The sequence below is a fragment of the Pseudomonas fluorescens genome (genome assembly GCF_004683905.1).
GTDB classification, from domain to species: Bacteria; Pseudomonadota; Gammaproteobacteria; order Pseudomonadales; family Pseudomonadaceae; genus Aquipseudomonas; species Aquipseudomonas putida_A.
In genome coordinates, this window is sequence record NZ_CP038438.1 from 54,354 (window position 1) to 77,171 (window position 22,818).

Annotated in this window: 22 protein-coding genes; 10 read left to right on the forward strand and 12 right to left on the reverse strand. The window is 61.2% G+C overall.

The annotated features are described in order from the left end of the window. Nucleotides 1–54: 54 nt before the first annotated feature. From E4T63_RS00265 to E4T63_RS00290, 6 genes are all read right to left on the reverse strand, one after another. On the reverse strand, nt 55–834 hold the full coding sequence (locus tag E4T63_RS00265) for an N-acetylmuramoyl-L-alanine amidase (RefSeq protein WP_098966464.1): 780 nt from the start codon (nt 832–834) through the stop codon (nt 55–57). A 100-nt stretch (nt 835–934) separates the two neighbouring features. Further along, complete coding sequence (locus E4T63_RS00270; RefSeq protein ID WP_098966466.1) at nt 935–3,007, reverse strand: GGDEF domain-containing protein; 2,073 nt, start codon at nt 3,005–3,007, stop codon at nt 935–937. Continuing rightward, entirely contained in the window at nt 3,004–3,882 is an 879-nt protein-coding gene (locus E4T63_RS00275) for an endonuclease/exonuclease/phosphatase family protein (protein WP_027610242.1), read from the reverse strand. Before E4T63_RS00275 ends, E4T63_RS00270 begins: the two co-directional genes overlap by 4 nt. Nucleotides 3,883–3,896: 14 nt before the next feature. Next, nucleotides 3,897–4,538, reverse strand: a complete 642-nt coding sequence (locus E4T63_RS00280; protein WP_027610241.1) for a thiol:disulfide interchange protein DsbA/DsbL — start codon at nt 4,536–4,538, stop codon at nt 3,897–3,899. Between the two features lie 200 nt (nt 4,539–4,738). After that, a complete protein-coding gene (locus E4T63_RS00285; RefSeq protein WP_016986443.1) occupies nt 4,739–5,350 on the reverse strand; it encodes a c-type cytochrome in 612 nt (203 codons plus the stop codon). 32 nt (nt 5,351–5,382) lie between these two features. Continuing rightward, nucleotides 5,383–5,688: a c-type cytochrome gene (locus E4T63_RS00290; RefSeq protein ID WP_041073683.1), complete on the reverse strand. Its 306-nt coding sequence runs from the start codon at nt 5,686–5,688 to the stop codon at nt 5,383–5,385. 191 nt (nt 5,689–5,879) lie between these two features. On the opposite strand from E4T63_RS00290, the gene yihA reads away from it, so the two are divergent. After that, nucleotides 5,880–6,524, forward strand: coding sequence for a ribosome biogenesis GTP-binding protein YihA/YsxC (yihA, locus tag E4T63_RS00295; protein ID WP_027610238.1), 645 nt, complete (start codon nt 5,880–5,882; stop codon nt 6,522–6,524). A 282-nt stretch (nt 6,525–6,806) separates the two neighbouring features. Here yihA and polA read toward each other — a convergent pair whose 3' ends face one another. Then, a complete protein-coding gene (gene polA / locus E4T63_RS00300; protein WP_135294663.1) occupies nt 6,807–9,611 on the reverse strand; it encodes a DNA polymerase I in 2,805 nt (934 codons plus the stop codon). 74 nt (nt 9,612–9,685) lie between these two features. Between polA and E4T63_RS00305 the strand changes: the two genes are divergently transcribed. Together E4T63_RS00305 and E4T63_RS00310 are read left to right on the forward strand one after the other, a co-directional pair. Further along, nucleotides 9,686–9,982, forward strand: a complete 297-nt coding sequence (locus tag E4T63_RS00305; RefSeq protein WP_007962757.1) for a DUF2782 domain-containing protein — start codon at nt 9,686–9,688, stop codon at nt 9,980–9,982. A gap of 61 nt (nt 9,983–10,043) precedes the next feature. Next, nucleotides 10,044–10,997: a homoserine kinase gene (locus E4T63_RS00310; RefSeq protein WP_115988526.1), complete on the forward strand. Its 954-nt coding sequence runs from the start codon at nt 10,044–10,046 to the stop codon at nt 10,995–10,997. 127 nt (nt 10,998–11,124) lie between these two features. Here the strand turns inward: E4T63_RS00310 and E4T63_RS00315 are convergent, their stop codons facing one another. Continuing rightward, nucleotides 11,125–12,045, reverse strand: a complete 921-nt coding sequence (locus E4T63_RS00315) for a zinc ABC transporter substrate-binding protein (protein WP_135294664.1) — start codon at nt 12,043–12,045, stop codon at nt 11,125–11,127. Nucleotides 12,046–12,111: 66 nt separating this feature from the next. Here E4T63_RS00315 and E4T63_RS00320 point away from each other — a divergent pair, with 66 nt between their 5' ends. The 4 genes from E4T63_RS00320 to E4T63_RS00335 are packed head-to-tail and all read left to right on the forward strand — an operon-like array spanning nt 12,112 to nt 14,911. Beyond that, the gene (locus tag E4T63_RS00320) at nt 12,112–12,594 is read left to right on the forward strand and encodes a Fur family transcriptional regulator (protein ID WP_003220319.1); all 483 of its coding nucleotides are present in this window, start codon (nt 12,112–12,114) and stop codon (nt 12,592–12,594) included. Beyond that, on the forward strand, nt 12,594–13,379 hold the full coding sequence (znuC, locus tag E4T63_RS00325) for a zinc ABC transporter ATP-binding protein ZnuC (RefSeq protein ID WP_027610233.1): 786 nt from the start codon (nt 12,594–12,596) through the stop codon (nt 13,377–13,379). The genes E4T63_RS00320 and znuC overlap by 1 nt, the downstream gene beginning before the upstream one ends. Next, nucleotides 13,372–14,160, forward strand: a complete 789-nt coding sequence (gene znuB, locus E4T63_RS00330; RefSeq protein ID WP_007962763.1) for a zinc ABC transporter permease subunit ZnuB — start codon at nt 13,372–13,374, stop codon at nt 14,158–14,160. Before znuC ends, znuB begins: the two co-directional genes overlap by 8 nt. Before the next feature lie 37 nt (nt 14,161–14,197). Next, a complete protein-coding gene (locus E4T63_RS00335) occupies nt 14,198–14,911 on the forward strand; it encodes a PA5502 family lipoprotein (protein ID WP_103367997.1) in 714 nt (237 codons plus the stop codon). A 93-nt stretch (nt 14,912–15,004) separates the two neighbouring features. Here the strand turns inward: E4T63_RS00335 and katE are convergent, their stop codons facing one another. Further along, nucleotides 15,005–17,146, reverse strand: a complete 2,142-nt coding sequence (gene katE, locus E4T63_RS00340; RefSeq protein ID WP_135294665.1) for a catalase HPII — start codon at nt 17,144–17,146, stop codon at nt 15,005–15,007. 260 nt (nt 17,147–17,406) lie between these two features. Between katE and E4T63_RS00345 the strand changes: the two genes are divergently transcribed. From E4T63_RS00345 to E4T63_RS00355, 3 genes are all read left to right on the forward strand, one after another. After that, nucleotides 17,407–18,414, forward strand: a complete 1,008-nt coding sequence (locus E4T63_RS00345) for a methionine ABC transporter ATP-binding protein (protein ID WP_027610230.1) — start codon at nt 17,407–17,409, stop codon at nt 18,412–18,414. Next, entirely contained in the window at nt 18,414–19,088 is a 675-nt protein-coding gene (locus E4T63_RS00350; RefSeq protein WP_003220331.1) for a methionine ABC transporter permease, read from the forward strand. Before E4T63_RS00345 ends, E4T63_RS00350 begins: the two co-directional genes overlap by 1 nt. Before the next feature lie 78 nt (nt 19,089–19,166). Next, nucleotides 19,167–19,937 (forward strand): MetQ/NlpA family ABC transporter substrate-binding protein, encoded by a 771-nt coding sequence (locus E4T63_RS00355; RefSeq protein ID WP_135294666.1) that lies wholly within the window; start codon nt 19,167–19,169, stop codon nt 19,935–19,937. Nucleotides 19,938–20,216: 279 nt separating this feature from the next. On the opposite strand, the gene E4T63_RS00360 is transcribed toward E4T63_RS00355, so the two are convergent. Genes E4T63_RS00360 through E4T63_RS00370 form a run of 3 tightly spaced genes read right to left on the reverse strand, consistent with a single transcriptional unit; the run spans nt 20,217 to nt 22,815 of the window. After that, nucleotides 20,217–20,852 (reverse strand): SCO family protein, encoded by a 636-nt coding sequence (locus E4T63_RS00360; RefSeq protein ID WP_007962772.1) that lies wholly within the window; start codon nt 20,850–20,852, stop codon nt 20,217–20,219. Further along, entirely contained in the window at nt 20,849–21,748 is a 900-nt protein-coding gene (gene cyoE / locus E4T63_RS00365; protein WP_003220336.1) for a heme o synthase, read from the reverse strand. The genes E4T63_RS00360 and cyoE overlap by 4 nt, the downstream gene beginning before the upstream one ends. Next, nucleotides 21,736–22,815: a COX15/CtaA family protein gene (locus tag E4T63_RS00370; RefSeq protein WP_135294667.1), complete on the reverse strand. Its 1,080-nt coding sequence runs from the start codon at nt 22,813–22,815 to the stop codon at nt 21,736–21,738. The genes cyoE and E4T63_RS00370 overlap by 13 nt, the downstream gene beginning before the upstream one ends. Nucleotides 22,816–22,818: the final 3 nt, after the last annotated feature.

Consider the following 22,818-nt stretch of genomic DNA (forward strand, 5'->3'; position numbering starts at 1 on the left):
CAATGAGTTATAGCTGCTGATTGCGATTTCGCCCTGACCGTCGGGCGGGCGTCATTATTTTGTCTGATTGAGTACCAGCAACAACGCGGCTGTTTGCGCGTCCGGCATACCGTCGAAACGGGAAGGGCGGAAATGCATCTGGAACGCTGCGAGCACATGGCGCGTCGCTACATCCAGCTCGCCGGTTTGCGGGGTGTCGTAACCGACGCGCGCCAGTTGTTCCTGGAACCAGCTGATGCTCGGCAATTCGGCGTTGAACAGCACCTGCTGCCGCGCCACCGCTTGTTCATTAGGCCATACGCCCAGGCCTTCGGCGGCCAGGCGTTTCCATGGGAACAGTGGGCCGGGGTCGAGTTTGCGCAGGGGCGCGATGTCGCTGTGACCGATGATATGGCGCGGGCTGATGCCTTGGCGCTTGCTGATGTCCTTGAGCAGAACGATCAGCGACTGAATCTGCGCTTCGCTATAAGGGAACCACAGGCGCCCGGTCGGCGTGTCCTTGAAGCCCGGATTGACGATCTCGATACCGATCGAGCTGGAGTTGAGCCAGGTGCGGCCCTGCCACTGGCTTTCCCCGGCGTGCCAGGCGCGCTGGTTTTCATCCATCAGTTTGTAGATGGTGGCGCTCTTGTCGTCGCCGATCAGGTAGTGGCTGCTGACTTCGCCGTGGGTCAGCAGTTGCAGCGAACGCGCGAGCGACGCCGAGGTGTAATGCACGATCACGAACTGCACGCGGCTGTCGTGATTGGCCGAAGGATGGCTGGTGTCGTAACGCGGGCCGCTGGCACAACCGGCCAGAATGAGCAGCGACGCGAGAAGGGTAAAAAATTTCATGGCAAGAGGCAGTACACGCAAGACAGTAATGCAACAGTGTAACGTAATGCCTCGGGTCTCGACGGCCGGCGGGCTGAATTAAACAAAATGGAACAATTACTCAGCCCAGCTCGACCCGGTTGCGTCCGCCATTTTTCGCCCGGTAAAGCGCCTGATCGGCTCTTTTGAGCACCAGATCGCTGTGTTCTCCCGTTTTGAACGACGCCAGGCCCATGGAAATGGTGATCGTCACCCGTTCGCCCTTGAAGTGAAACGGGCAGGCTTCGATTGCCGCGCGCAGGCTTTCCAGCAGTTTGGCGCCCACCGCAGGCGTGGTCGCCGGCAGCAGCAGAACGAATTCCTCACCACCAAAACGGGCAATGAAATCCGCTGCGCGCAGGCGTTTGCGCAGCACTGTGGCGATGATCTTCAGCACCTTGTCGCCGGCCAGATGGCCGTAGTTGTCGTTGATGCGCTTGAAATGATCGAGGTCGAGCATCGCCAGACTCAAGGTGTTGCCGTGTTGCTGCCACTGCTTGATCTCGTGTTCCAGGCGTTCGCTCCAGGCGGCGCGGTTGGGCAGGCCGGTCAGCGGATCGATCAGGGCTTTCTGCCGCTGTTCTTCCAGGTGTTCGCGAAAGCCCAGGGCTTCCTGCTCCATGTGCGCCACACGCTCGGCCAGACCCTTGAGGCGTGCCGCCACTTCCTGCTCGCGGGCATCGCGTTGTTTCTGGTGTTGATCCATGGTGCCGAGCAGGCCTTCCAGATGGTTCTCCAGCACTTGCTTGAGGTCATCCAGATCGGCCGCTTCCTGCATGCTGGTCTGCAAACCATCGACCTGCTCGCGGATCTGCGTGTCCATCGCCCGCGCCGCCGAGCTGTTGTCGGCGTGGCCTTCGCTGGCGGCCTGCAGGTTGCTCTGGAACGCTTCGAGGCGCTCGTTGAGTTGCTGCAGATAGGCTTCGAATTCGTGCTGGCCGCTGTCGGTGATCGCCAGCATCAACGTCGCCAGATCGTCGAGAATCGGCAGCAGTTCGTACCAGTTCAGGCCATTTTTCAACCGGTCGCGCATCGCCTCTGCCTGCGGGCGATGGCGCTCGGGCAAGGTCAGGTCGTCGAGCAGCCCGATCAGCGTGTCTTCGATGTGTTTGGCCACTGAACTGTAAGACGGCTCCGGGGAATCGGGCAGGGCGTACAGAATGTCCTGCTCGGGTTGCTCCGGATCGATGGCGGCCAAAGCCTGGGCAATCGGTTCGGGTAGGGGCAGACTATCGAGGAGCAACGGTGCCGGGATGTCGCCCGGGTGGATCAACTCGTCGGGGTTGAACGCGGCAGCAGGTGCTGGCGCCGTGATCGGGGTGGTCGGCCGTTCGGCTTCAGGTTCGGCCGCTGGTAGTGCAGGTGCAGCAACGGGTTCGCTGATCGGCTCGGCAGCAATGACCGGAGGCACGAACGCGAACACAGGTGATTCGGCCGCGGGCTGCACTGCTGGCGTTTGCTTAAGCTCGGCCTCTGGTGGTTGCGCGATGGCCGCTACGGTGACGGGTGCTGCCGGAATCGGCTCGACCGCTGCGGTTGGCGCGGGTACCGGCTCAGGCGCAGGTTCAGCGTTGGCCGGCGTCGGCGTCGGCGTCTGAGGCTGATCCGAAGACTCTGGCACCCCTTCACTGTCACGGCTGCCAAACAGGCGCTGCAAAAAGCCCGGGCGGTCGGGCTCGGGCGGCGTTTCCAGCTGGCTCAACGCCTTGCCCTGCAAACCACTGAGTTCGCTCAGCAGCAGCGGCATTTCCCGCGCCTGGCCGACCCGGCTGTCGAGTTGCTTGGCGAATTTCTTCAGCGGCTGGGCGACTTCCCGGGGCAGCGGCAGCGCTTGTAGCTGGGTGACCAGCGCGGTAAGTGCGGTGCTGACCTGATCGATTCGGGTTTCGCGACGTTGCTCGGAATCGAGCACGGCTTTTTCCAGGCGCGGCAGCAGGGCGGCGAGGCCGGCGTCCATGTCGTCGGTGCGCACCACATCGCGCATCTCTTTCATGCACTGATCAACGACCTTGTCGGTGCCTTCAGCGGCCAGCGTGCTGCGCACCAGACCGCGGCGCAGCAAGTCGAGCCGGGCGGCCCAGCGACGTTCGAGCTTGTCCTGTTGTTCGATGCTTTTGAGGTACTTCTCTTTCCAGCGCTGGGCGTCGTCGCTCATTCAGGGGTTCCGCGAGGGGCAGGACTCAACGCGGGCAATGCATCGGCCGTGAGCGAACCCGGCAGACGAATCTCTACCGCGACCGGCAGGTGATCGGAAATGGGTTGGGCCAGCACTTCGACCTTTTCCAGGGTCAGGGTCGGGCTGAGCAAAATATGATCAAGGCATCGCTGTGGCCGCCAACTGGGAAAGGTGGCTTGCATCTGCGGGGCCAGCAGGCCGAGATCGCGTAACGGTGACTGTTGTAGCAGATCACTGGCATGGGTGTTCATGTCGCCCATCAATATCTGGTGCTTGTAGCCACTGATCAGGTCACGAATATAGGCCAGTTGCAGGCTGCGCACCCGTGCGCCGAGCGCCAGATGCATCATCACCACCACCAGCGCCTCCGGACCTTCGCCGAAGCGCAGCAGGATCGCGCCGCGACCTTTCGGGCCGGGCAGCGGATGATCTTCGATCGCCCACGGCTTCAGGCGACTGAGCACGCCATTGCTGTGCTGGGCCAGTCGGCCGAGGTTGCGATTGAGTTGTTGATACCAGTAGGGGAAGGCGCCGAGGTGGGCCAGGTGTTCGACTTGATTGACGTAGCCTGAGCGCAGACTGCCGCCATCGGCTTCCTGCAGGGCGACCAGATCGAAGTCGCCAAGCAGGTCACCGATCTTCTGCAGATTGCCTGAGCGCCCGGTGTGCGGTAGCAGGTGCTGCCAGCTGCGGGTCAGATAATGCCGATAGCGCTCGGTGCTGATGCCGACCTGGATATTGAAACTGAGCAAGCGCAGACGATGGTCTGCGGGCAGGCCCGTGGACTCCAGGTGATGCTCGTTGACCTGCGGATCATGCAGGCCAACGCTGCGTTCGGTGCCCCAGCGGCGCATGGCGGTTACCGCGCTTAGTTGGCGGCTGCCTTGTTGGCCGCTCGCTCTTTGGCGACCAGTTGATCAGCCAGTTTCAGGGCTTGCTCGGCACCACCGGCAGAGCCGATGTCGAAGCGGTACTTGCCGTTGACGATCATGGTTGGCACGCCAGTGATTTCATACTTCTTGGCCAGCTCACGCGCTTTGACGATCTGACCTTTGATCGCGAACGAGTCAAAGGTGGCGAGGAACTTGTCCTTGTCCACGCCTTGTGTGGCGAGGAAGTCAGCCATGTCGTTCTTGTCGGTCAGCTTCTTGTGTTGTTTCTGGATTGCTTCGAAAACCGCAGCGTGAACCTTGTGCTCGACGCCCATTGCTTCCAGGGTCAGGAACATTTGGCCGTGAGCGTCCCACGGGCCGCCGAACATGGCAGGAATGCGTACGAAGTTGACGTCGGACGGCAGTTTTTCAACCCAGGGATTGATCACCGGCTCAAACGCGTAGCAGTGCGGGCAGCCATACCAGAACAGCTCGACCACTTCGATCTTGCCAGGCTCTGCCACCGGTACCGGGTTGGCCAGCTCGACATAAGGGGCGGCCGGTGCTTCGGCGGCCTGGGCGGTCACGCCGAACAGGCTGGCAGCGACGAGAGCGGCGCTGATGATCAGATTACGCATGCTTTACTCCTGGACAATTTTGGTCGCCTCGCGCGACCTGTTTTCAGACAGATCCTGGCGGGCATGAGTTCTGTAGTGTAACGGCAGCGGCCACAAAAAAGGGCGGCCAAAGCCACCCTTTTTATACTTGCTGCGACGGATTAATCGAGCGTTAACGTTGCAGGAGATGTCCATCACCGTTAATGCTCGATTCAGGGCGGTTAGTGCAGGCCCTGGATGTAGCTGGAGACTGCGGCAATGTCTTCGTCGCTCAAGCGCTTGGCGATGGTCTGCATCGTCATGGTGTCGCCGTCGTTGTTGCGGCCGCCTTCTTCCTTACGGAAATCGGTCAGTTGCTTGGCGATGTATTGAGCGTGTTGACCACCCAGATGCGGGAAGCCAGCGGCGGCGTTGCCGGCGCCATTCGGCGAGTGGCAACCGGTGCAGGCTGGCAGCCCCTTGGCCAGATTACCGCCGCGGAACAAAGCTTCACCGCGAGCGACGATCTTCGGATCGGCTGCGCCGACGCTGCCTTTCTGGCTGGCGAAGTAGGCTGCGATGTCAGCCAGATCCTGGTCGCTCAGGTTGGTCAGCAGGCCGGTCATTTCCAGAACGGTGCGCTTGCCCGACTTGATGTCGTGCAGTTGCTTGGTCAGGTAGCGTTCACCCTGACCGGCCAGTTTCGGGAAGTTTGGCGCCATGCTGTTCCCGTCAGGGCCATGGCAGGCTCCGCAGACGGCAGCTTTCGCCTGGCCGGCGGCGGCATCACCGGCAGCATGGGCGAAGCCTGAAATTCCCACGGTCAACAGCAGACTCACGATCAATTTGTTCATCAGCTAATCCAACTACGGCTAAGGGTTAAGAGTTATGGACCGGGTTTACTCTCGCTCATCCAAAGGATGATGGCCTGGTAATCCTCGGCACTGCAGTCCATGCACAAACCACGCGGCGGCATCGCCTTGAAACCCTGGGTCACGTGTTGCACCAGCGTCTCCATACCTTTCGCCAACCTCGGCGTCCAAGCTGCCTGATCGCCTCTTTCGGGCGCCATGGGTAGTTGGCCGGAATGACAGGCACCACAAACACGGTTGTACACGGCTTCCGGTTCCTGTGTAGCCTGTGCGCCGCAAAGCGGTATCAGGACTCCGGCAGCCAGCAGCCATTTCGTCATAAAACGACCTTTTCAGGGTTGAGAGCGTTCTGCGTTCTGATGCGCAATCAAGGTCTTTGGCTCTCGTGAACTTCATCCTTCGCTGGGACAAAGCACACACAAAATCTGCGGCATTATATACTGGCGTCACTGAAACGGAAGCGACACCGCGTTCCGCGCCCAATCCCGGCGCCGCCCACATCGGAAATCCCATGCAACTCAAGAATCCCATCCTCGGCCTGTGCCAACAGTCCACGTTCATGCTCAGTGCCGCCAAAGTCGATCAATGCCCTGACGACGAAGGCTTCGAAGTGGCGTTCGCCGGTCGTTCCAACGCCGGTAAATCCAGCGCACTGAACACCCTGACTCACGCCAGTCTGGCGCGCACCTCGAAAACCCCGGGTCGCACACAGCTGTTGAACTTCTTCAAGCTAGACGATGAACGGCGTCTGGTCGACCTGCCGGGCTACGGTTATGCAAAAGTACCGATCCCGCTCAAGCAACACTGGCAGCGTCACCTCGAGGCTTACCTCGGTGGCCGCGAGAGTTTGAAGGGTTTGATTCTGATGATGGACATCCGTCATCCAATGACCGACTTCGACCTGTTGATGCTCGACTGGGCCGTTGCGGCCGGCATGCCGATGCACATTCTGCTGACCAAGGCCGACAAGCTGACCTACGGCGCCGCCAAGAACACGCTGCTGAAGGTGCAGGCGGAAATCCGCAAGGGCTGGGGTGATCTGGTGACGATCCAGCTGTTCTCGGCGCCAAAACGCATGGGCCTGGAAGAGGCCTACACTGTGTTGGCAGGCTGGATGGAACTGGCCGATAAAGGTGCCGAATTGCCTGCTGAGTAAATCGCAGGCAAAAAAAGCCCCGGACTTCATATGGGGAGGGAGAAGTTCCGGGGTTCAAGTTCCGAACCGCTAGGGCGGGGTTCAGATATCTGCCAACACTTAACACAACATAGGAGCATCGAAGGGCTTCACCAGCCATTCAGTATCTCTGAGTAGCGAGTTGTCAGATTAGTTCAGATTTTTTTCAAAAAGCTTTGGAATAACCGCAAGCGCGTTTCGAAATAAGCGCTTTTCGGCCGTTTGCCGCGTCAGTGTGTCGCGGCAAACGCCCGTGCCAGAGCCTCAGTGCGCCTCATCCCAGTTGTTGCCGACGCCAACTTCCACCAGCAACGGCACGTCCAGTTTCGCCGCTTCGCTCATGTGCAGGCGGATTTCCTGACTCACCTGATCGACCAGATCCTCGCGAACCTCCAGTACCAGTTCGTCGTGCACCTGCAGGATGACTTTGGCATCCAGCCCCGAAGACGCCAGCCAGTTATCCACTGCCACCATGGCTTTCTTGATGATGTCGGCAGCGGTGCCTTGCATCGGCGCGTTGATCGCCGTGCGTTCGGCGGCAGCGCGTTCCTGCGGCTTGTTGGAGTTGATTTCCGGCAGGTACAGACGACGACCGAAGAAGGTCTCTACATAGCCTTGGTCGGCGGCCTGCTTGCGGGTGCGCTCCATGTATTCGCGCACACCCGGATAACGGGCGAAGTAGGTGTCGATGTAGGCCTTGGCGGTCTTGGTGTCGACGCCGATGTCCTTGCCGAGTTTCTGCGCGCCCATGCCGTAGATCAGGCCGAAGTTGATCGCCTTGGCGCCACGGCGCTGGTCGGACGTCACTTCGCTCAGCTCGACCTTGAATACTTCAGCGGCGGTTGCGGTGTGCACGTCCAGATTGTTGCGGAAGGCATTCATCAGGCCTTCGTCCTTGGACAAGTGGGCCATGATCCGCAGTTCGATCTGCGAATAGTCCGCTGCCAGCAGTTTGTAGCCTTTGGGCGCGACGAACGCCTGACGGATGCGGCGGCCTTCAGCGGTACGCACCGGAATGTTCTGCAGGTTCGGATCGCTGGAGGACAAGCGCCCGGTCGATGCCACGGCCTGGTGGTACGAGGTATGGATACGCCCGGTGCGCGGGTTGATCTGCTCCGGCAGGCGATCGGTGTAGGTGCTTTTCAGTTTGCTCATGGAACGGTGTTCCATCAGCACTTTTGGCAAGCGGTGATCGTCCTCGGCCAGTTTCGCCAGCACTTCCTCGGCGGTCGATGGCTGGCCCTTGGCGGTTTTCTTCAGCACCGGCAGTCCGAGCTTTTCGTAGAGGATCACGCCCAGCTGCTTTGGCGAGCCGAGGTTGAATTCTTCACCGGCAATTTCGAAGGCTTCTCGCTCCAGCGCGACCATCTTGTTGCCCAGCTCAATGCTCTGGATGCCGAGCAGTTCGGCATCGACGAACGCGCCCTGACGCTCGATGCGCGCCAGCACCGGCACCAGCGGAATCTCGATGTCAGTCAGCACGCTGGCCAGGCTCGGGATCGCGCTGAGTTTTTCAAACAGGGTCTGGTGCAGGCGCAGGGTAATGTCGGCGTCTTCGGCGGCGTACGGGCCGGCCTGCTCCAGAGCGATCTGGTCGAAGGTCAGCTGCTTGGCGCCTTTGCCAGCGATGTCCTGGAAGCTCACGGTGGTGTGATCCAGGTACTTCTGCGCGAGGCTGTCCATGTCGTGGCGGGTGGCGGTGGAGTTGAGCACGTAGGACTCAAGCATGGTGTCGAAAGCGATGCCGCGCACGGTGATGCCTTCGTTCTGATCACCGCCGATGGCGCAGTTGGCCAGAATGTTCATGTCGAACTTGGCGTGCTGGCCGACCTTGAGTTTGTTCGGGTCTTCCAGGATCGGCTTCAACGCACGCAGCACGGTGTCGCGATCCAGCTGCTCCGGCACGCCGATGTAGGAGTGGGTCAGCGGAATGTACGCGGCTTCGTTGGCTTGCACCGCGAACGAAAGGCCGACCAGTTGCGCCTGTTGCGCGTCGATGCCGGTGGTTTCGCTGTCGAAAGCGAACAGCTTGGCGTTGTTCAGTTTCTCCAGCCAGACGTCGAAACGCGCCTGATCAAGGATGGTTTCATACGCTGCTTCGGTCGGAGCAGCAGGGGCTTCTTCTGCGCGGGGGCTGAACAGATCGCCAGCCGGCGCAGGTTCCGCGGCAGCGCTCAGTTCCTGGCGCTTGGCGTCGCGATCCAGATCATTGATCCAGCTTTTGAATTCCAGCAGGGTGTACAACTCGTAGAGCTTGGCCGGGTCTTCCGCGCCCATCTGCAGGTCATCGAGGCCGATGTCCAGCGGCACGTCGACTTTGATGGTCGCCAGTTGATAGGAGAGGAAAGCCATCTCCTTGTGCTCTTCGAGCTTGGCCGGCAGGGTTTTCGCGCCGCGAATCGGCAGGGTCGGGACGATGTCGAGATTCGCGTACAGCTCGGTCAGGCCGCCGTTGACGCCGACCAGCAGGCCGGAGGCGGTCTTTGGACCGATGCCGGGAACCCCCGGAATGTTGTCGGAAGAATCGCCCATCAGCGCCAGATAATCGATGATCTGCTCGGGTGCGACGCCGAATTTCTCCTTCACGCCCTCCACATCCATCGAGCTACCGGACATGGTGTTGACCAAGGTAATGTGGCCATCGACCAGTTGCGCCATGTCCTTGTCGCCGGTGGAGATGATCACCGGACGATCCGCCGCCGCGCTGCTGCGTGCCAGGGTGCCGATCACGTCGTCAGCCTCGACGCCTTCCACGCACAGCAGCGGGAAGCCGAGGGCGATCACGCTCTGGTGCAGCGGCTCGATCTGCACCCGCATGTCGTCGGGCATGCTTGGGCGGTTGGCCTTGTATTCGGCGTACATCTCATCGCGAAACGTCCCGCCCTTGGCATCGAAGACCACGGCGAACGGGCTGTCCGGGTACTGCTTGCGCAGACTCTTGAGCATGTTCAGCACACCTTTGACCGCGCCGGTCGGCAGGCCTTTGGAGGTGGTCAGCGGTGGCAGGGCGTGGAAAGCGCGGTACAGGTAAGACGAACCGTCCACCAGGACGAGGGGGGCTTGGCTCATGAGCAGAATCAACCTTTTCGGCGGGCCCGGCGCTAGAATAGCGGGACCGTTGACGACAAAGGGACAAGGTTATCATGCGTACGTTAAATCGCTTGCTGCTGGTCGGTTTGATTGCGGCCTCACCATTGGCCGCGATGGCGGCGGATGATGCGCCGTCAAAGGAGCCGGAAGTTACCATTAACACGCACACCGAAGGCGACAAGGTCATTCAGGAATACAGCCGCAGTGGCTTCGTGTATGCGATCAAGGTCACGCCGAAGGGCGGCAAACCGTATTTTCTGGTGCGCGCCGATGGTTCGGACGTGAACTACATCCGTTCCGACCAGCCGGATATGCTGATTCCGTCGTGGGAAATCTTTACCTGGAAGTAAGATTCCCGACTTTTAATCGGCGCCGCTTGATCGCGGCGCCCGAACTGAGCAGTTTTTAACCATGTCTGTGTTCACCCCCCTGGCTCGGCCCGAGCTGGAAACCTTTCTCGCCCCTTACGGGCTCGGCCGTCTGCTTGATTTCCAGGGGATCGCCGCCGGCAGCGAAAACACCAATTTCTTTATCAGCCTGGAGCAGGGCGAATTCGTCCTGACCCTGGTCGAGCGCGGCCCGGTGCAGGAAATGCCGTTCTTCATCGACCTGCTCGACGTGCTGCACGAGGCTGATCTGCCGGTGCCCTACGCGCTGCGTACCACTGACGGCGTGGCCCTGCGTGAACTGAAGGGTAAACCGGCATTGCTCCAGCCGCGCCTGTCCGGCAAGCACATCAAAGTTGCCAACGCCCAGCATTGCGCGCAGGTCGGCGAGTTGCAGGCGCATCTGCACCTGGCGACCCAGGGCGAGCGCATGATCAAGCGCAAGACCGATCGTGGCCTGGACTGGATGCTGGAGGAGGGCACGGAGTTTCTTTCGCATCTGGCGGACGAGCCGCGTGCGCTGCTGCACAAGGCGCTGGAGGAAATCACGGCGCAGAAAGACAGAATCCTCGCGCTGCCACGGGCGAACATTCACGCAGACCTGTTCCGCGATAACGCGATGTTCGAAGGCACGCACCTGACCGGGTTGATTGACTTCTACAACGCCTGCTCGGGACCGATGCTCTATGACGTGGCGATTGCTTTGAACGACTGGTGTTCGGATGAGGATGGCTTGATTGACGGGCCGCGTGCCCGCGCATTCCTCGGTGCCTATGCGGCGCTGCGTCCGTTCACGGCCGCTGAAGCGGAGCTGTGGCCGACCCTGCTGCGCGTGGCGTGTGTGCGGTTCTGGCTGTCGCGGTTGATCGCCGCCGAGCAGTTTGCCGGGCAGGACGTGCTGATTCACGATCCGCGGGAGTTCGAGCAGCGCTTGGCGCAGCGGCAGCAGGTGCATACGCCGCTACCTTTCGCGCTTTAAATTGTGGCGAGCGAGCTTGCTCGCGCTGGGCTGCGAAGCGGCCCCAAAATTCTGGCAGTCAGCCTGATTTTTGTGAGTGCTGCGCACTCAAGCGGGAGCAAGCTCCCTCGCCACAGGTCTTGTGGGGTTACAACGATTCCAGGCACCCGGCCAGATCGTTGCCCAGCTTCTCCAGCACCTGCTCATACCCCTGAGCTGTCGCCGGTGTATAGCCGCCCAACGCATCCAGCTCCGCCAGTTTCACCGGCAGGCCCGCCACCAGGGTTTCCGCCAGACGTGGACGCAGCGGCGGTTCGCTGAACACACAGGTCTTGCCGACTTCCTGCAGGCGTTTGCGCATTGCCGCCACATGCTGCGCGCCGGGCTGCACTTCCGCTGCCACACTGAATACCCCGGTGTGCTTCAGGCCGTAAGCGTCTTCGAAGTAATCGAACGCTTCGTGGAACACGAAGTACGGTTTGCCTTCAACGCTGGTCAGACGTTTTTTCAGGCGCGCATCGAGGGCATCAAGACGCTCGTCGAAGGCCTTGGCGTTGCTCTGGTAGCGTTCGGCGTTGGCTGGGTCGGCAGCGCTCAAATCAACCGCCATCCTGTCGGCAATCACCCGAGCATTGACCGGCGATAGCCACAAATGCGCGTCCAGCGTGCCCGGGCGATGATCGTGATCATGCTCGTCGGCATCTTCGGCGTGGGAGTGGCTGTCTTCGGCAAAGCGGCGCAACTTCATGCCCGGCAGGTCCTGCACGGCGACGCTCGGCAGCGTACGACCGTTCAGCACGCGCGGCAGGAAGCCTTCCATGTCCGGGCCGATCCAGTACAGCAGATCCACCGATTGCACCTTGCGCACGTCGGATGGGCGCAGCGCGTAGTTGTGCGGCGACGCGCCCGGCGGCAGCAGCACTTCGGGGATGGCCACACCGTCCTGCACGGCCGCCGCAATCAACTGCAGCGGTTTGATGCTGGTGAGAACCCTGACCTCGGCCTGAGCCGAACCGATCAGCAGAAAACTGGCGATAAACGCCACAAAAACAGAAAAAAGTCGGGACACGATGACCACTCAAGGAGGCGAGAACGGGTAACATAATAACGTCTCTATCAAAACGCGTCGCCGCCCATGCCTATTACACCGATTGCCAGCCGTCCCCACGACCACTCTCATTGCGTGCACAGCGCACTGACCGAGGCCGATACCTTGTGCGCCCAGAAAGGCCTGCGCCTGACTGCGTTGCGCCGGCGAGTGCTGGAACTGGTGTGGCAGAGCCACAAGCCGCTGGGCGCCTACGACATTCTCGCGGTGCTCAGCGAGCAGGACGGCCGCCGCGCCGCGCCGCCGACCGTGTACCGCGCGCTGGATTTCCTCCTGGAAAATGGCCTGGTGCACCGCATTTCTTCGCTCAACGCCTTTGTCGGTTGCGTGCATCCGGAACATGCGCATCAGGGCCAGTTCCTGATCTGCCGCGACTGCCACGCCGCCATTGAGCTGGAACAGAAAGCTATCAGCGACGCGATCATCAATAGCGCCAAGGATGTCGGGTTCATCGTCGAAGCACAGACCGTCGAAGTGGTCGGCCTGTGCTCCGGTTGCCAGGGGGCTTGATGAGCAACCCGTTGATCCGTCTTGAGCAGGTTGCCGTCACTTTTGCCGGGCAGACCGTGCTGGACAACATCGAGCTGAGCGTCGAACCGGGGCAGATCGTCACCCTGATCGGCCCCAACGGCGCCGGCAAGACCACCCTGGTACGGGCCGTGCTCGGGCTGTTGAAGCCGGACAGCGGCAGCGTCTGGCGCAAGCCAAAACTGCGCGTCGGCTACATGCCGCAAAAGCTGCACGTCGATCCGACCTTGCCGCTGTCGGTACTGCGCTTCCTGCGCCTGGTGCCCGGCGTAGACCGTCCGCGTGCATTGGCGGCGCTCAAGGAAGTCGGCGCCGAACACGTCATCGACAGCCCGGTGCAAAGTGTTTCCGGTGGCGAAATGCAGCGCGTGCTGCTGGCCCGGGCGCTGCTGCGCGAGCCGGAGCTGTTGGTGCTGGATGAGCCGGTGCAGGGCGTCGATGTCGCCGGGCAGGCCGAGCTGTACAGCCTGATCACCCGCCTGCGTGACCGTCACGGCTGCGGCGTGCTGATGGTGTCCCACGATTTACATCTGGTGATGAGCACCACCGATCAGGTGGTGTGCCTGAATCGCCACGTCTGCTGCTCCGGGCATCCCGAGCAGGTCAGCGGCGATCCGGCGTTCGTCGAGCTGTTCGGCAAGAATGCGCCGAGCCTGGCGATCTATCACCACCATCACGACCACGCCCATGACCTGCACGGTTCGGTGGTCAAGGCGCCCGGTGCGGGCCACACCCACGTTCACGGAGACCACTGCAAGCATGGCTGATTTTCTGTTGTATGCCCTGCTTGCAGGTCTGGCGCTGGCGCTGGTGGCCGGGCCATTGGGTTCGTTCGTGGTCTGGCGGCGCATGGCCTATTTCGGCGACACCCTGTCACACGCTGCACTGCTCGGCGTGGCCCTGGGCTTTCTGCTGGATGTCAGTCCGACGGTGGCGGTGACCGTCGGCTGCCTGCTGCTGGCGGTGCTGCTGGTGACCTTGCAACAGCGTCAGCCGCTGGCCTCCGACACGCTTTTGGGAATTCTCGCACCGAGCACGCTCTCTCTCGGGCTGGTGGTACTAAGCTTCATGCATGAAGTGCGGATCGACCTGATGGCCTATCTGTTCGGCGACCTGCTGGCGATCAGCCCGACTGACCTGGCGTGGATCCTCGGCGGCAGCGCGGCGGTACTGGTGTTGCTGGTGACGCTGTGGCGGCCGCTGCTGGCGATCACCGTGCATGAGGAATTGGCCAGGGTAGAAGGCCTGCCGGTGGCGGGCCTGCGCATGGCGCTGATGCTGTTGATTGCGGTGGTGATCGCGGTGGCGATGAAAATCGTCGGTGTGTTGCTTATTACTTCGCTGCTGATCATTCCGGCGGCTGCGGCACAACGTCACGCCCGCTCGCCGGAGCAGATGGCCGTGGGCGCGAGCCTGCTGGGCATGCTCGCCGTATGTGGCGGGCTGGCGTTGTCATGGTTCAAGGACACCCCGGCGGGGCCGTCGATCGTTGTGACGGCGGCCGCACTGTTTCTGCTGAGTTTTGTTCTGCCCCGTCGAGGGGTGTAGACTTGCTCGCTTTTTGCGCAATTAGAGAGTCGCAGGAATGAAGCCGTTCGCCTCCCGTTATCTGCTCCTTGTCGCATTTTCCGTGCTGCTGGGCGCCTGCCAAAGCACGCCGCCGGTGGCCGAAGCCCCCGACGCGCGGGCCACGGCCATCGCACAGCTGGAGCAAAGCCTGGCCAGCAGCGAACTGGCCACCGCCGAAGACCAACTGGCCGCCTTGCAGGCACAAACCCCCAACGATCAGTCCCTGGAGCAATACCAGCGCCAGTTGGCTGAGGCCTACCTGCGCCGCAGCCAGATCGTATTGCAGAAAGGCGATGTGAACGCCGCAGCCACTGCGCTGAGCCGTGCCCGTGCCCTGATGCCGAAAGCCCCGGCGCTGACCGGTGGCGTCAATGGTGCCATCACCGAAGCGCGCAAAGCCGAGCTGGAGAAAGCCGAAGCGGCGCTGCTGGCGGCCGAAGCCAAGCCGAAAGCCAAGGTCATCGATCCGACTGCCGAAAGCACCACGGTGGCGCTGAACATCAACGATAGCCGCAAGCTTCGCCGGCAACTCGACGCGATCGCCGCCGATGTGGTGAATTATGAGTGTGCCGTGAGCATTCAGGCGCCGCGCACCCAGGATTACCCATGGCTGGCGACGTTGCTGAGCAAGCGCGTGAAGAAACTCAATCCGGATTTTGAGCTGAAGATTGAAAAACAGATCCTGCGCACGGTGCCGGCGCAGATGGTTCTGATTCCAGCCAAACCCTAAAAGCTTCGCGAGCAGGCTCGCTCCCACAGGTACAGCGTGAACCCTGTGGGAGCGGGCTTGCTCGCGAAAGCGTCCTCTCAGCCAGCCAAGAACTTAAGCTGGAATGGCCTTGGCCTTAGGCTCCCGCGCCCAGACCCGATGCTGCCCGATCGCCGCGAAGAACGGCTTGGTCAACCCCGGCACATCCTTGCCCTGCAGCAGTCCTGCATCCGCTTCCAGCTTCAGTAGATCCTGCAACTGCTTGGCCTCGCCGTGCAGCGCAATCGCCTTGAGGTGCTTGTAGGCTTCCAGCAGGTAATGCAGCGCCACGCCGTCGCCACTCAACGCCTTGATCGACGCCGCACCACCCGGCACGAACACCGCATCGAAGATCACTGAAGGCATACCTTCCATGGATGCGTCCACCGGCAGGGCTTTGCCGTCGGCAGTCTTCACCGGTGCCGAAGTCGGGCCGAGCAGCTTGGCGTGCGCACCTTCTGCTTCCAAGGCCTTTTTCATCGCATCAATCGCTGCACCATCGACGCCGTTAGCGGCAAGAATCGCCACTTTGCGGGTTTTGATGTCCTCTGGCAGCAGATTCGCCTGACTCAGCGCTGGCGAATGATCGAACGAGGTTTTACGCACCTCGACCGTGCCTTTGCCTGGCGCTGGCAATCCGAGGTTGGCCGCCACACGTTTGGCCAATTCCAGGTCGATGTTGGCGAGAATCTCGTTCACCTGCCGTGCACGGATGAACTCGCGTTCGACCTTGCCCAGCTCGAAGCTGTAGGCGGCAATGATATGTTCCTTCTCGTGCTCACTCATGCTGTTGAAGAACAGCCGCGCCTGGGAGAAATGATCGCTGAACGACTCGCTACGCTGGCGGATTTTGTTCGCATCGATGCGTTCCGGGTAGCTCTCGAAGCCGCCGTCCTGCGCGGCTGGCGGAGTCTCTTTCGGCCAGCCGCCATCAATCGAGTTCGGCTCGTAGGACGCGCGACCCTTGTCGATCACCGTGCGGTGCTGCGCGTCGCGCTGGCCGTTATGGAATGGCGCGACCGGGCGGTTGATCGGCAGCTCATGAAAGTTCGGCCCACCGAGTCGGCTGATCTGCGTATCGGTGTAGGAAAACAGCCGGCCTTGCAGCAGAGGATCGTTGGAAAAGTCGATCCCCGGCACGATGTGGCCGGGGCAGAATGCGACCTGCTCTGTCTCGGCAAAGAAGTTGTCCGGGTTACGGTTCAGGGTCATCTTGCCCAGCGGGGTGATCGGCACGATTTCTTCGGGGATCAGCTTGGTCGGGTCGAGGATGTCGAAATCGAAGTCGTGTTCGTTTTCCTCCTCGATGATCTGTACGCCCAGCTCCCATTCCGGGTAGTCGCCCATCTCGATGGCTTCCCAGAGGTCGCGACGGTGGTAGTCGGTGTCTTTACCGGCGAGCTTCTGCGCCTCGTCCCACACCAGCGAGCAGGTGCCGGCGGTTGGGCGCCAGTGGAATTTGACGAAGCGCGATTTGCCCTCGGCGTTGACCAGGCGGAAGGTGTGCACGCCAAAGCCCTGCATGCTGCGCAGGCTTTTCGGGATTGCCCGGTCGGACATCGCCCAGATCACCATGTGCGCCGATTCCGGTACCAGCGAGACGAAGTCCCAGAACGTATCGTGGGCCGAGCCGCCAGTGGGGATTTCGTTGTGCGGCTCGGGTTTCACCGCGTGGACGAAGTCGGGAAACTTGATCGCGTCCTGAATGAAAAACACCGGCATGTTATTGCCGACCAGATCGAAGTTGCCCTCGTCGGTGAAGAACTTCACCGCGAAACCGCGCACGTCGCGCACGGTGTCACCGGAACCGCGCGGCCCCTGCACGGTGGAAAAACGTACGAACACCGGAGTCTTTTTGCCCGGATCCTGTAGGAAGCCGGCCTTGGTCAGTGTCGAATGGTTCTCGTAGGCCTGAAAGAAACCATGCGCGCCAGTGCCGCGCGCGTGAACAATGCGCTCCGGAATGCGTTCGTGGTCAAAGTGCGTGATTTTCTCACGCATGATGAAGTCTTCCAGCAACGACGGCCCACGCGGGCCGGCCTTGAGGGTGTTCTGGTTATCGGCGACCTTCACCCCTTGGTTGGTACGCAGGGCCTGGCCGGTAGCGTCGGAGCGAAATTTCTCCAGGCTGTCGAGTTTGGCGTTGGTGTTGGCGCGATCCTTGGTATCGGTTCCGGCCAGCTGGCTTTTGTCGGTCGTAGGTTTCTTGCTGCTCATCAGACGTAAACTCCTCGGTTGACCCCGTTTCAACGGGGACTCTTGAGCGTTTCCGGGCACGGTTACCCAGGGTTTCAAGTCGCTTAACTAGTGACCAATGAGCGGGAACGGGCGTTCCTTTTTTATGACCTTTGATCTTGTTATTGCCAAATCGAAGGTTAATTGCGAAATAAATGCTAAGAACCTCTATACGGACAGGCTAAAATGCGCGCCCGGCTAACCGCTGATCCTTTTCTAACGCGCCCCACAAGGTTCGCTACGTGATCGAGTTTCAAAACGTCCACAAAACTTACCGCGTCGCCGGTAAGGACATCCCCGCCCTGCACCCGACCAGTCTTTCGATTGAAAACGGTCAGGTCTTCGGCCTGATCGGCCATTCCGGTGCGGGCAAAAGTACCCTGCTGCGTCTGATCAATCGCCTGGAAGATTCCAGCGGCGGCAAGATCATCGTCGACGGCGAAGAAGTCACCGCGCTGGACGCCAACGGCCTGCGCCGCTTCCGCCAGCAGGTCGGGATGATCTTCCAGCACTTCAACCTGCTCGCCTCCAAGACCGTGGCCGACAACGTTGCGCTGCCGCTGACCCTGGCCGGCGAGCTGTCGAGCAGCGAGATCAATCAGCGTGTCGCCGAGTTGCTGGCCCGGGTCGGTCTGTCCGATCACGCCAAGAAGTACCCGGCACAATTGTCCGGCGGCCAGAAACAGCGCGTCGGCATCGCCCGCGCCCTGGCGACCAAGCCGAAAATTCTGCTGTGCGACGAGGCCACCAGCGCCCTTGACCCGCAGACCACCGCGTCGGTTCTGCAACTGCTGGCCGAGATCAATCGTGAACTGAAGCTGACCATCGTCCTGATCACCCACGAGATGGACGTGATCCGTCGCGTCTGCGATCAGGTGGCAGTGATGGATGCCGGGGTGATCGTCGAGCAGGGCTCGGTGGCTGATGTATTCCTGCATCCGCAGCACCCGACCACCAAGCGTTTCGTCCAGGAAAGCGAGCAGATCGACGAAAGTGAACAGCGCGATGACTTCGCTCACGTGCCGGGTCGCATCGTGCGTCTGACCTTCCAGGGCGAAGCAACCTACGCGCCGTTGCTCGGTACCGTTGCCCGGGAAACCGGGGTCGACTACAGCATCCTCGCCGGTCGCATCGACCGCATCAAAGACATTCCTTACGGGCAATTGACCCTCGCCGTCACCGGTGGCGACATGGAAGCGGCATTCGCTCGCTTCACCGCCGCTGACGTTCACATGGAGGTGCTGCGTTAATGGAAGCCCTGATGAGTTTCTTCACCAATATCGACTGGTACGAAATCTGGCTGGCCACCGGCGACACCATGCTGATGCTTGGCGGATCGCTGCTGTTCACCGTGTTGCTCGGCTTGCCTTTGGGCGTGTTGCTGTTCCTCTGCAGTCCGCGTCAGTTGCTGGAAAGTCGTGGCCTCTACGCCTTCATGTCGTTGGCGGTGAACATCCTGCGTTCGTTGCCGTTCATCATTCTGCTGATCGTGATGATTCCGTTCACCGTGCTGATCACCGGCACTTCGCTGGGCGTGGCCGGTGCGATTCCGCCGTTGGTGGTGGGTGCGACGCCGTTCTTCGCGCGTCTGGTAGAAACCGCCCTGCGTGAAGTCGATCGCGGCATCATCGAAGCCACCCAGTCGATGGGCGCGACCACCCGGCAGATCATCATGAACGCCTTGCTGCCGGAGGCCCGTCCGGGCATCTTCGCAGCGATTACGGTGACCGCGATTACTCTGGTGTCCTACACGGCAATGGCCGGTGTGGTCGGTGCCGGTGGTCTGGGGGATCTGGCGATCCGTTTCGGTTACCAGCGTTTCCAGACTGACGTGATGATCGTTACCGTGGTGTTGCTGTTGATTCTGGTACAAGTGCTGCAAATGGTCGGCGACCGTCTGGTCGTGCATTTCTCGCGCAAATAACCGGTTTTTTGTAATCAAGAGATGAGCCGGCCATTCGCTGGCAGGCGCCAGACGGGCGCCTCATAAGGAGTTAGCTGAATGAAAAAACTGATCGCTGCTTTCGCTGCCGTAGCCGCTTTTTCGGCCCACGCCGAAACCCTGACCGTTGCCGCCACCCCGGTGCCGCACGCGGAAATCCTCGAATTCGTGAAGCCGGCCCTGGCCAAAGAAGGCGTGGATCTGAAGGTCAAGGTCTTCACCGACTACATTCAGCCGAACGTGCAGGTGGCTGAAAAGCGCCTGGACGCCAACTTCTTCCAGCACCAGCCATACCTTGATGAGTTCAACAAGGCCAAGGGCACCAACCTGGTGGCGGTGACCGGCGTGCATCTGGAGCCGCTGGGCGCCTACTCGAACAAGATCAAGGATCTGAAGGATCTGCCAAGCGGCGCCAACGTGGTGATCCCGAACGATGCCACCAACGGCGGCCGTGCGCTGTTGCTGCTGGCCAAGGCTGGCCTGATCACCCTGAAGGATCCGACCAACATTCTGTCGACCCCGAAAGACATCGCGCAGAACCCGAAAGACCTGAAAATCCGTGAACTGGAAGCCGCGACCATCCCGCGCGTGCTGACCCAGGTCGATCTGGCGCTGATCAACACCAACTACGCGCTGGAAGCCAAACTCGACCCGTCCAAGGATGCGCTGGTGATCGAAGGCAACGACTCGCCGTACGTCAACATCCTGGTGTCCCGTGCGGACAACAAGGACAGCGACGCGATGCAGAAACTGGCGGCTGCGCTGCACAGCCCGGAAGTGAAGCAATTCATTACCGAGAAGTACAAAGGCGCGGTATTGCCGGCGTTCTGATACAGATAGCTGCAATGAAAAGGGGACGCCAATGGCGTCCCCTTTTTTTGTGGCCGAGTGTTCGGTTTTGGACCTGCTGTGTATTCGCCCCTCACCCCAGCCCTCCCGGAGGGAGAGGGCGCCGACCGAGGTGTCTTGCGTTGTACATCGACCTGAAAGATTGGGTCGATTATGGATTCGGCAAAGGACTTACAGGTCGGCGTATTGCGTCAGCATCCCTCGGTCAGTCCCCTCTCCCTACGGGAGAGGGTTAGGGTGAGGGGTGGCTTTTGATCTTGGCTATTTACGGTTGAGCATTACTGGCAGCTGCGCAACCAGTTTGGCGTTGTTCAACGGCGCACGAATAAACCCGCGCTGCGTCCCATCCGGCCCGATCACCGCCAGATTGCCGCTATGGTCGACGGTGTAATTCGGTTTGCTGGTATCGGCCGGAATGAACGGAATACTCACCGCATTCGCGACCTTCTGCAGTTCTTCGATCGACTTCGGAGTCAGGCCCACGAACTGTGGATCGAAGTAGCCCAGGTACTGCTTCAACTGCTGCGGGTTGTCGCGGTTCGGGTCGACACTGACCAGCACGATCTGCAACTTATCCACAGCATCCTTGGGCAACTCGCTCTTGATCTGGCGCAGCTGGGCGAGGGTGGTCGGGCAGATGTCCGGGCAGAAGGTGTAGCCGAAGAACAGCAGGCTCCACTTGCCTTTCAACTCGTCGATGGCGACCGGTTGGCCGTCCTGATTGGTCATGGTCACGCCCGGCAACGTGCGGCTCTGCGGCAGCAGGATGATACCGGCGTCGATCAGCGCGGTGGGGTCGCCCTGGCCCTTGCCACTCAGCACTTTGTTGACGGTCAGTCCCAGGATCAGCGCGATCACGGCGACGAGGATGAAGACGGTTTTCTGGGTTCGAGTCATAGGTTCAACAGTAAGTAGTGGTCTACGAGCAGGGCGATGAACAACAGGAACAAGTAATAAATAGAGTACTTGAAGGTATTGATCGCCGCGTGCGGCCGAGTGCCACGGTACAGCACCACGGCCCATTGCAGAAACCTTGCGCCCAGCGCGAGGGCGCAGATGAGGTAGAGCACGCCGCTCATGTGGATCACGTACGGCAGCAGACTCACCGCGAGCAGGGCGAAGGTGTACAGCAGAATGTGCACTTTGGTGTAGTGCTCGCCGTGGGTCACCGGCAGCATCGGGATGTCGGCCTTGGCGTACTCCTCCTTGCGATGGATCGCCAGCGCCCAGAAATGCGGCGGGGTCCAGGCGAAGATGATCAGCACCAGCAGCAACGGTTCGGCGCTGACATGGCCGGTGGCGGCAGTCCAGCCGAGCAGCGGTGGGGCAGCGCCGGCCAGGCCGCCAATGACGATATTCTGTGGCGTCGCACGTTTGAGGAAGCCGGTATAGATCACCGCGTAGCCGAGTAACGAAGCGAGAGTCAGCCACGCGGTCAGCGCATTGGTGAACGTCAGCAGCATCGCCTGCCCGAGCAGCGCCAGCACCAGCGCAAAGGTCAGCGCCGCTGCTGGTGAAACCCGGCCCTCGGCCAACGGCCGTTTGTGGGTGCGCGCCATCACCGCATCGATGCGCCGGTCGACCACATGGTTGACCGCCGCCGCGCCGCCAGCACACAACGCAATCCCCAGATTGCCGAACACCAGCACCGTCCACGGCACCCCGGCGCGGGTCGCGAGGAACATGCCGACCAGCGAGGTGATCAGCATCAGCACCACCACTTTCGGCTTGGTCAGCTCCAGATAGTCACGCCACAGCGCTTGCGCGGGACGTTCGCCGATCAGAAGCGCCATGGCGTTTCTCCTTTTATCGTGATGGGCGCAGCCGAATGTTTACGCGGGCTCAGACGCCAGCGCGCCAACATCGGCTGTTTGACCCGGACCAGACTGGTGCGCGCGTGATAATTGACCAGCACCATGCTCAGCAGTAGCGCGGCGCCACCGGCGTTGTGGGCCACGGCCACCGGCAGCGGCAGATGGAACAGCACGTTGCTGATGCCGAGGGTGATCTGTGCGCCGAGGGCAATGACGACTAGCCCGGCCAAACGCGTCATGCCGACAGCCCTGAGTTGCCAGGCCAGACCGAGCAGGACGATCGTCACCAGCAGCGCACCGATGCGGTGGGTCAGGTGAATCGCTGTGCGTGCATCGCTGTCGAGTTGGCCGCCGAGATAATTGGGGCCGATGTGCTGGGTCAGGTGAAAGCCGTTGGCAAAGTCCGCCGGTGGCAGCCATTGACCGTGACAGGTCGGGAAGTCGATGCAGGCCACCGCCGCGTAGTTGGAGCTGACCCAGCCGCCGAGGGCAATCTGACCGATCACCAGCAACAGCCCTGCCGTCGCCCAATACTGCAAGCGCTTGGGCACGGTCAACGCCGGCAGCACGCCGGACAATCGCAACGTCAGCAAAAACAACAGACTCAAGGTCGCAAAACCGCCGAGCAAATGCCCGGTGACCACTTGCGGCCAGAGCTTGAGCGTCACCGTCCACATGCCGAACGCCGCTTGGGCGAACACCACCGCCAGCAGAAACAGCGGCAGTTTCAGCGGCTGGCCCGGATGACCACGATTGACCCAGGCACGCCCGGCCAAAATCGCAATCAGCAGGCCGAGGGTGCCGGCGAAGTAACGGTGGATCATCTCGTTCCAGCCCTTGTGCGCCACCACCGGCGAGTCGGGGTAATGCAGTTCGGCATGGGCCAGTTGGGCTTCGCTTTTCGGCACGCTGATAAAGCCGTAGCAGCCCGGCCAGTCCGGACAGCCGAGGCCGGCATGGGTCAGGCGGGTGTAGGCGCCGAGCAGCACGACGATCAGTGCCAGCAGGGTGGCAAACAGCGCGAGGCGAAATCCAGGTTTGGCCATGAC